Origin of the sequence: Microbacterium sp. NPDC055988 (assembly GCF_042269505.1) — a bacterium.
Lineage (GTDB): Bacteria > Actinomycetota > Actinomycetes > Actinomycetales > Microbacteriaceae > Microbacterium.
This window is the reverse complement of record NZ_JBHJXY010000001.1, coordinates 1232610-1240703: the sequence shown is the minus strand read 5'-3', so window position 1 is coordinate 1240703 and position 8094 is coordinate 1232610. Positions and strand designations below refer to the sequence as shown.

The following is an 8094-nucleotide window of genomic DNA, read 5'->3' as shown; positions in this document are numbered from 1 at the left end:
CTCCGACAGCCCGAACTTCCTCTGGAGCCGAAACGACGTGGGCAACGGCTACAGCCAGCTCGTCGCCAGCCACTCCGGCAAATGCCTCACCCTCCGCGACGGCAACATCGCCGACGGAGCGAGCTACGGCCAGTGGAACTGCGGCGTGACCTCCGGAGCCGACTACCTGAAGTTCGAACTGCGCCCCGCGGCCTAGTCGAACGCGTCAAGAGAAGGGGCGGGGCGGGGTCTTCCCACCCCGCCCCTTCTGGGATGAAGCCGAAAGCATCCGCGGATAGGATGTTCAGCGCCTCGTCCGCGCCCATTCCGAGGATCACTCGTCTCCCACCGCGCGGTCGACGACCGGTGAGGGGGTGGGCGTGACCGAGCTTCGCACACACCCCGTCACGCGCTCGTCCGGCCCCTCGGATCAGGCGGAACGTGCAGCCGCGCTGCTCCGGTCGAACCGTCGTCGCCGCAGCATCCGCCGCTGGGTCGCGATCGGGACCATCCCGCTCACCCTCGCCGCCCTGCTCTTCGTGGGAAAGCTGCTGAGCATGTACGCGTTCGCACACCAGGCGATCACCGCCTACGTGGTCGACGACTTCGCCGGATCCGAAGCATCAGCGCGCGGACAGGACTTCCTCAACTGGTTCGAGCCGTACAAGGCGCCGTTCAACATCGGGACCGCCCTCGGCGCGGCCGAGCAGCTTCCCGAGGCCAGGACCGAGCTCGAAGAGGCACTCGACCTCGCGACCGGACTCGAGGTGTGCGGAGTGCGCATCAACCTCGCACTCGTCGTCGAGCGTATGGGCGACGCCGCGCGTGCCGACGGCGACGGTGCCGCCGCGGCCGAGTTCTACGGCGAGGCGCTGACCATCACCGTCGAGACTCCGGAGGAATGCCACAGCGACGAGGCGCAGCAGCAGTCCTCCGACCCGCAGCGCGACATGTCGGACACCCTCGACGGCACCGAGGATCGCCTCAAGCAGAAGCAGCAGGAGCAGCAGCAGGAGCCGCAGGAACCCGAGCAGCAGCCCGGCGAAGACGAACAGCCCTCCGAGGGCAAGCTGGACGAGCTCGAGGGCAAGCTCGAGCAGGGCACGCAGGAGCGGGATCAGCAGCAGGGCGACGATCCGGGCGGCACGGGAACGGACAAGCCGTGGTGATGGATCCCGAGCAGCAGCGGGCCCGCTACCTGGCCGGCACCGAGGGCGCTCCTCCCGTCCCTCCGCCCGGCGGCTATCGCGGTGCGCGACGCGAAGCGTTCACACCCGCTCCGGCGCCCGCCGTCGCCCCGATGCCGTTCACAGAGGAACCCAAGCCCTCCGCGAGCGCCCTCGGCTGGATCGCGCTCGCCGTCGCCGTCCTCTTCGCGCTGACCCTGCTCGGCACGTTGATCGCCGGCGGCACCGACCTCCTCTATGGCGTCACGATGCTCACCGCGCAGCTCGTGGTCGTCGCCGTGGTCGTCGCCGCACTGTTCTCGCCGCAGGCGCGCAAGCTGGGGGCGATCGCCTTGATCGTCACCGTCCTGTTCAACGTCGCCACGGTCGGCGGCATGAGCGCCCTGCAGACCTCGGCCGCCGGCAGCTATCAGGGCGCCAAGACCGCCGATCAGAAGCACGCCGAGGCGTACCCCGGGATCAAGGGCACCGATCCGCAGGAGACCCTGTCGCAGCAATCCCTCGAGGAGGTGCGGGCGCAGTCCGAGGAGCTCTTCGCCGACATCCGCACTCGGCTCACGCAGGAGTTCGGATACACGTGGGTCCCCGTGGGTGACGAGGATCTGCGCCCCGAGCGCAACGGCTACGGCGGCGAGTCGATGCTCGTGGAGTACACCTCGGCGGCATGGGCGACCGATCAGCCCGTGCAGGGATACGCACGCAAGCAGGAGGTGATGGCCGCGATCGACGAGGTGGTCGTGCAGCACGGGCTGTGGAACCTGTACTCCTTCAACGACCCCACGGGGTCGGGCATCGACCCGTCGATGATCGCCAAGCTCTACGGCAGCGACGATCCCCGCACGCAGCACACGTGGGAGTACTACACCGAGAACTACCCCGATCCGATGCGGTTCTACGCCAACATCTACGACCTGTCGAACGACCGGGACGGCGGCTTCCTCGCCGCACGCGAAGCGCAGAGCGCCCGTACCGGCGAACCGCTCGAGGGTCTGCAGCTCGTCGTGATCGCCAGCGGTGTGCTCGGCGAGGCCGACCGAGCCGAGTTCGAGAAGAAGCTCCAGGAGTACCCGGGCTTCGAGTGATCGGGCGCGGCATCCGCCCCGCCACGAGCGCCCCACCCGCACAGGATGAGTGTCGCACCCGCACCCCTGCGCCGCGTGTCACACTCAGGCATCACCTCGAAGGAGGATGCATGGACGCGCTTGTCTCCGCGAACCTGATCTGGACGATCCTGGCCCTCGCGGCCCTCGCCATCAATGTGGTCGCACTCATCTACATCCCTCGCGGCCGCAAGCCCACCGCGGCGATGGCATGGCTGCTGCTGGTGTTCCTGGTGCCTTTCGTCGGCATAGGTCTCTACCTGCTGATCGGCAACTTCCGGTTGCCCAGGAAGCGCCGGGAAGAGCAGCAGCGCGTCACCGAGATGATCGCCGCGGAAGCCGTCGACCATCCGGACGCGGGGGCCCCGCGCTGGCTCCAACGCGTGGCTCAGCAGAATCATGCGCTCACGGGACTGCCGGTGGTCGGGGATTCGTCGGCTGAACTGATCGACGACTATCAGGGATCCATCGACGCGATGGCCGCCGCGATCGACACGGCCGAGCGATACGTCCACGTCGAGTTCTACATCGCCGCACGAGACGCCACCACCCACGGGTTCTTCACGGCGATGGAGAGGGCAGTCGCACGCGGAGTCACCGTGCGATTGCTGGCGGATTACATCGCGTCACGCAAGATCCCGAAGTCCGAGGAGACCTTCGCCGAGCTGGACCGGATCGGTGTCATCTGGTCGTGGATGCTGCCGGTGCGGCCGTTCAAGGGGCAGTACCAGCGCCCCGATCTGCGCAACCACCGCAAACTCGTCGTCGTCGACGGGAGGGTCGGCTTCGTCGGCTCCCAGAACCTCATCTCGCGCGACTACAACGCCGAGAAGAACATCAAGCGCGGGCTGATGTGGCAGGAGCTGATCGCACGCGTCGAGGGCCCGGTCGTCGCCCAAGTCGACGCCGTGTTCCTCTCCGACTGGCTGATCGAGACCGGAGAGGATCTGTCGACCGTCGAACGGGTCCCGGCATCCGCCGTGCCGAAGCCCGCGGGCGCGGACCTGCACTGCCAGATGGTGCCGAGCGGTCCGGCGTACGGCACCGAGAACAATCTGCGGATGTTTCTCTCCCTCATCCACGGCGCCACCGAGAAGGTCATCCTCACCAGCCCGTACTTCGTACCCGACGAAGCCATGATCTACGCCATCACCACGGCGTGCCAGCGCGGACTCGACGTGCAGCTGTTCGTCTCGGAACTCGGCGACCAGGGGATGGTCTATCACGCTCAGCGCTCGTACTACGAGACGCTGCTGCGGGCGGGAGTGCGCATCTTCCTCTACCCGGCGCCGTACATCCTGCACGCGAAGCACTTCTCGATCGACGACGACGTCGCCGTGATCGGCTCGAGCAACATGGACATCCGCTCGTTCAGCCTGAACTCGGAGATGTCGCTGATGGTGCGCGGCGAGTCCTTCGTGGCTCAGATGCGCGCGGTCGAGCAGAAGTACCGCGCGGCGGGGCGTGAATTGACCCTCGAAGAGTGGTTGCGCGAGCCCGCGAAGTCGACGTTCCTCGACGGGGTCTTCCGCCTGACGTCGGCGCTGAACTGAGGCGACCTGTTCAGGACCCGAGCGTCAGCAGCATCCGGGCGAGCACATACCGTGCGTGCCCTCGAGGTGTGCGCGGGTCATAGCCGAGGCCATCGACGAGCGCCGTCAAGCGCTCCTGCACGCTCGAGTGATGCCGACCGAGGCGCATGGCGGCGGCACGTACGCTCTGCTCCTCGGCGACGGCATCGAGCAGCTCGCGACCGCGGTCGTCGAGGGCGGCGAGCGCAGCGGCATCCGGATGGAGCGATCCCTGCTCGGCGGCCTCCGCGACGAGCAGAAGGGCGCCGAGGTCGGCGGCGTCGACGACCGGTTCGGCAGGGCTGGTCAGTCGGACCGCCACGAGTGCGGAGGACCACGACCGGGGAAGCTGTTCCCCCGGTCCCGCGGTTCCGAGGCCGAGTCGCAGCCCTTCGCCGTCGGCCCAGGCGCTCACGGCCTCCGTCTCGGCATCCAGGATGGTCGCCCGGGTGAGGCCGTGCCGGGTGGCGACCACAGCCGACGGATGCTGCGGCAGGGGCGCGGGATCGGGCGGCGAGGCGACCAGCCGCAGCGCACTCGCGCCGAGCCGGAGCCGAGGCAGCGCAGCAGCCCGCTCGTCGGCTCCCGCATATGAACTGATCGCGAGCTCGACCGCGCTCTCCGGGCCGACCGAGCGACGAGCCCGGATGATGCCGAGGGCGAGGCTGAGACGTTCCAGGATCATCGCGTCGTTGGTGTGCGCAGCGCCGTCACGCTCGATCCACGCGATCGCTCCCGGTCCGCTCTCCCGCACCGGCCAGGCATGCGAGGGCTCGACCGGATCGATGCGCACCCCATCGGCACGCACACGTACTATCTGTCGGCCATCGCGCTGCCCGACAGTCGCGCCACTGAGCACCGCGGCACCGCGCAGCATGCTCTCCACGCCGACCGATCGGGCGACGAGGGCGTCGAAATAGGTGACGACCTTGAGCGTCTCGCTGGCATCCGGGTCGAGGGCGGTGAGCCGCCCCAGCAGATCTTGCATGTCGGGCTCCATCGCGCGCGGGGATTCCACCCTACGGGGTCCTGCCCTCCGGGTTCCCGTCGCACTTTCCGTCGTTCTGAGACCCTGAAACCGACAGAAAGTGCGACGGGAGGAAGCCGCGTAGGGAGGTTGGGGCTCAGGAGAGCAGGCGGTTCACCCAGTTGTCGCGCGCAGCGAGCATGGCCTGCGCGACGGCAGCGTGCGGGGCGAACATGTCGAAGCCGTGGAAGCCGCCGGCCCAGACGTGCAGCTCGGCCTGGACCCCGGCCTCCCAGAGCTTCGTGGCGTAGGCGACGTCCTCGTCTCGGAACACCTCGGCGCTGCCGCAGTCGATGAACGCGGGCGGCAGACCGCTGAGGTCGGTGGCGCGGGCCGGGGCGGCATAGATCGACACGTCGTCGGTGCCCGTTCGGTCGCCCAGGAGCGCCGTCCACCCGGTGACGTTCGATCCGCGGTCCCAGACGCCGATGCCGTCGATCTGTCGGGTCGAGACCGACTCGTCGCGGTCGTCGAGCATCGGGTAGATGAGCAGTTGCCCGATCAGTTCCGGGCCCCTCCGGTCGCGGGCCAGCAGCGCGGTGCCGGCAGCCAGACCGCCGCCCGCGCTGCCGCCGCCGATCATCAGTCGCGACAGGTCGATGCCGAGCTCCCCCGCATTCTCGGCCGCCCACAGCAGCGCGGAATAGCAGTCCTCCACCGGGTACGGATCGGGGAACTCGGGAGCGAGCCGGTATTCGACCGTGACGATCACACCGTTGAAGCGCTCAGCCCAATCGAGGAAGCCGACGACCCCGAGCCAGCGATTGCCGATGATCATGCCGCCGCCGTGGGTGTGGAAGAACCCGGGGCCGGTGCCCGTCCGTCCTTCCTTCTCGATCACGGAGACGACGATCTCGTCGCCCCCGTGCCCGGGGATCGTCACGTCGTGGTAGGTGAACCCGCGCTCGGCGAGCGCGGCGAAGATCTCGTCCTCGCCACCGACCGGCGACTGGCGCAGGAGCGGGATCATCTCCGGCGTGAGAGTGGACGGCAGCTGGTCGCCGACGAGGGCGAGCGCGGCTTCGAGTTCGGGGTCGAAGGGCGGGCGTGCCAGGGTCGTATCAGTCATCAGAACTCCTTTGTCCTCGGCCGCCGAAGCGGCGGCGTCGGGCCAGCCTCGTGCACGTCGTCCCCGAGGATAACCCGCCAGTCGAGGCGTATCCGGCGCTTCCCGTCCGCCGGGTGGCGGGGTCGCGATCGACGGAGCGCTTCGCTCGAAGGCTTCCGCAGCGCTGACTACACTGGCGCCAGAGGGAAGGAACGCGCATGATCCGAGAACTCGATGAACAGCAGTCCTATGACCTGTTGAGCACGACCACGATAGGACGCATCGGCTTCGTCCACGACGGACGTGTGCTGATCCATCCCGTGAACTTCGCCGTCTCCGCAGGCGATCTGTTTCTGCGAACGTCGCCCGATGGCCCGCTGGCCGAGCTGACGCGCGCGACGGTCGACGTCTCGTTCGAGGTGGATTACCACGATCCGCTCGGGAGCACGGCGTGGAGCGTGCTCCTGCACGGCAGCCTCTCCCGCGCGCCGGAAGGCGATGCCGCCGCCGTCGCCGCGCGCGTCCACCCCTGGGCGGGTGAGGATCGGAGTCTTCCTCTGGTCCTGCACATCGAGAGCATCTCCGGTCGCAGCGTGCGCCGGGACTCGACGCGCGGGAAGATCTGAGGCGCGGCGGCGGGTCTGCCGTCGCGCGCTCTCACGCCAGGGCCAGCCCTGCGGCGAGCGCGAAGCCCAGCACGGTGGCGAGCCCCGTCGATTCCTTCGCCTTGGACTGGGCCTCGGGGATCATCGAGTCGACGAGCATCACCAGCAGCGCTCCCGCCGCGAACCCGCTCGACGCGGATCGGAAGGCGTCACCCGTCACACTCGCCAGCGCGAATCCCGCGACCGTGGCCGCTGCACAGATCACGGCCACTCCTGCCCAGAGCAGTAGAACCCGGGACTTGGCCATGCCTCCCTCGAGCAGGTCGGCGGCCGACCCGATCGACTCGGGCAGGTTCGACACAAGGATGGCCACCACCAGCGCGATGCTCACCGGCTCGCCTGATGCCAGACCGATGCCGAGCACGAGCTGCTCGGGGATGCCGTCGAGCAGGGCGCCGACGGCGAGCTGGCCCCCACCCGCCTGCGACTTCGTCTTCGCCGCGCGGGCATCGAGGATGCGGTCGGCGATGTAGTAACTGATGGCGCCGGCGGCGACGCCGATCACCAGCGGGACGGGGCCGGCGAGGTCGAGCCCCTCCTCCCAGAGCTCGAACGCGATCGAGGCCATGAGGGCGCCGGCGCCGAACCCGAGGACGATGCCGAGCCACCGCGGCGGCCACTTCCGGAGCAGGGCGAGCACCGCGCCGATGAACAGCGGCGCCGCCGCGACCACCCCCCACAGCACTGCTGCACCCATATCGCACCTCCGTGGGGCCTACTCTCCCACCTTGTCCGACGTCTCCCGGCTCGACGCACGCCGGCATCGGCGAAAACGGAGACGCCTTCCTTCTCCCGGTGCGGGCGAACTCCTGCACCAAGCCCGATATGCAGCACGGGAGCGAGGTGAGGCGATGCCTGCTCGATGGTATTCTGATGGCATGAAGGCAACCATGGACAAGGCAGGACGGATCGTCATCCCCGCGCCGCTCCGTGAGCGCGTGGGGCTGGTTCCGGGGCCCGTCGATCTCATCCTCGACGGCAACGGCATCCGGATCGAGATCGATGCACCGGACAACCTCATCGAGAAGGATGGGCGCCTCGTCATCGCGTCGTCCGGCACCACGCTCACGCCTGAAGACATCCGCGAGCTGCGCCTTGCCGACCAGCGCTGACCTTCTTCTCGACACGAGCGCGGCGGTCGCTCTCCTCGTCGAAGACAACACCGCGCACCTCGCTGTCCAGACCGCCTGCGCCGGCGCAGTCCTCGGACTCGCAGGCCACGCTTCGACTGAGACCTACTCCGTTCTCACGCGCCTCCCCGGCCCGAATCGTCTGACTCCTCCCGCCGCGGCTCGCGCGATCCGGACTGCGTTCCCCCGGTCGGTCTCCCTCCCAGAAGAGACTGCGCGGACGGCCGTCGACGTTCTCGCCGACGCCGGGGTCTCCGGCGGAGCGGTGTACGACGGATTGGTCGCGCTCTGCGCTCGCACAGCTGGTGTAAAGCTCCTCAGTTGCGACCGCCGCGCCATGGTGACATACGCGGCCCTCGGGGTGGCTGTCTCCGTCATCTGACGCGG

10 protein-coding genes are annotated in these 8094 nt (G+C 68.7%); 7 read left to right on the top strand and 3 right to left on the bottom strand.

What is annotated here, in order from left to right; translation table 11 throughout:
* From ACFC14_RS06155 to cls, 4 genes are all read left to right on the top strand, one after another.
* Positions 1 to 196, top strand: a 196-nt coding sequence (locus ACFC14_RS06155; RefSeq protein ID WP_376101862.1) for an RICIN domain-containing protein, incomplete at its 5' end; no start/stop codon positions are given.
* A gap of 163 nt (positions 197 to 359) precedes the next feature.
* Complete coding sequence (locus tag ACFC14_RS06150) at positions 360 to 1148, top strand: hypothetical protein (protein ID WP_376101860.1); 789 nt, start codon at positions 360 to 362, stop codon at positions 1146 to 1148.
* Positions 1148 to 2248, top strand: coding sequence for a hypothetical protein (locus tag ACFC14_RS06145; RefSeq protein ID WP_376107119.1), 1101 nt, complete (start codon positions 1148 to 1150; stop codon positions 2246 to 2248). Before ACFC14_RS06150 ends, ACFC14_RS06145 begins: the two co-directional genes overlap by 1 nt.
* 110 nt (positions 2249 to 2358) lie before the next feature.
* Positions 2359 to 3819, top strand: coding sequence for a cardiolipin synthase (gene cls / locus ACFC14_RS06140; RefSeq protein ID WP_376101858.1), 1461 nt, complete (start codon positions 2359 to 2361; stop codon positions 3817 to 3819).
* 10 nt (positions 3820 to 3829) lie between these two features.
* Here cls and ACFC14_RS06135 read toward each other — a convergent pair whose 3' ends face one another.
* On the bottom strand, positions 3830 to 4825 hold the full coding sequence (locus ACFC14_RS06135) for a hypothetical protein (RefSeq protein WP_376101856.1): 996 nt from the start codon (positions 4823 to 4825) through the stop codon (positions 3830 to 3832).
* Positions 4826 to 4961: 136 nt separating this feature from the next.
* On the bottom strand, positions 4962 to 5933 hold the full coding sequence (locus tag ACFC14_RS06130) for an alpha/beta hydrolase fold domain-containing protein (RefSeq protein WP_376101854.1): 972 nt from the start codon (positions 5931 to 5933) through the stop codon (positions 4962 to 4964).
* A gap of 197 nt (positions 5934 to 6130) precedes the next feature.
* Here ACFC14_RS06130 and ACFC14_RS06125 point away from each other — a divergent pair, with 197 nt between their 5' ends.
* On the top strand, positions 6131 to 6538 hold the full coding sequence (locus tag ACFC14_RS06125) for a pyridoxamine 5'-phosphate oxidase family protein (protein WP_376101853.1): 408 nt from the start codon (positions 6131 to 6133) through the stop codon (positions 6536 to 6538).
* 31 nt (positions 6539 to 6569) lie between these two features.
* On the opposite strand, the gene ACFC14_RS06120 is transcribed toward ACFC14_RS06125, so the two are convergent.
* Positions 6570 to 7274, bottom strand: coding sequence for a ZIP family metal transporter (locus tag ACFC14_RS06120; RefSeq protein ID WP_376101851.1), 705 nt, complete (start codon positions 7272 to 7274; stop codon positions 6570 to 6572).
* 181 nt (positions 7275 to 7455) lie between these two features.
* On the opposite strand from ACFC14_RS06120, the gene ACFC14_RS06115 reads away from it, so the two are divergent.
* On the top strand, positions 7456 to 7689 hold the full coding sequence (locus tag ACFC14_RS06115; protein ID WP_376101849.1) for an AbrB/MazE/SpoVT family DNA-binding domain-containing protein: 234 nt from the start codon (positions 7456 to 7458) through the stop codon (positions 7687 to 7689).
* Entirely contained in the window at positions 7580 to 8089 is a 510-nt protein-coding gene (locus ACFC14_RS06110; protein ID WP_376101847.1) for a PIN domain-containing protein, read from the top strand. Before ACFC14_RS06115 ends, ACFC14_RS06110 begins: the two co-directional genes overlap by 110 nt.
* The last annotated feature ends 5 nt before the right edge of the window (positions 8090 to 8094 follow it).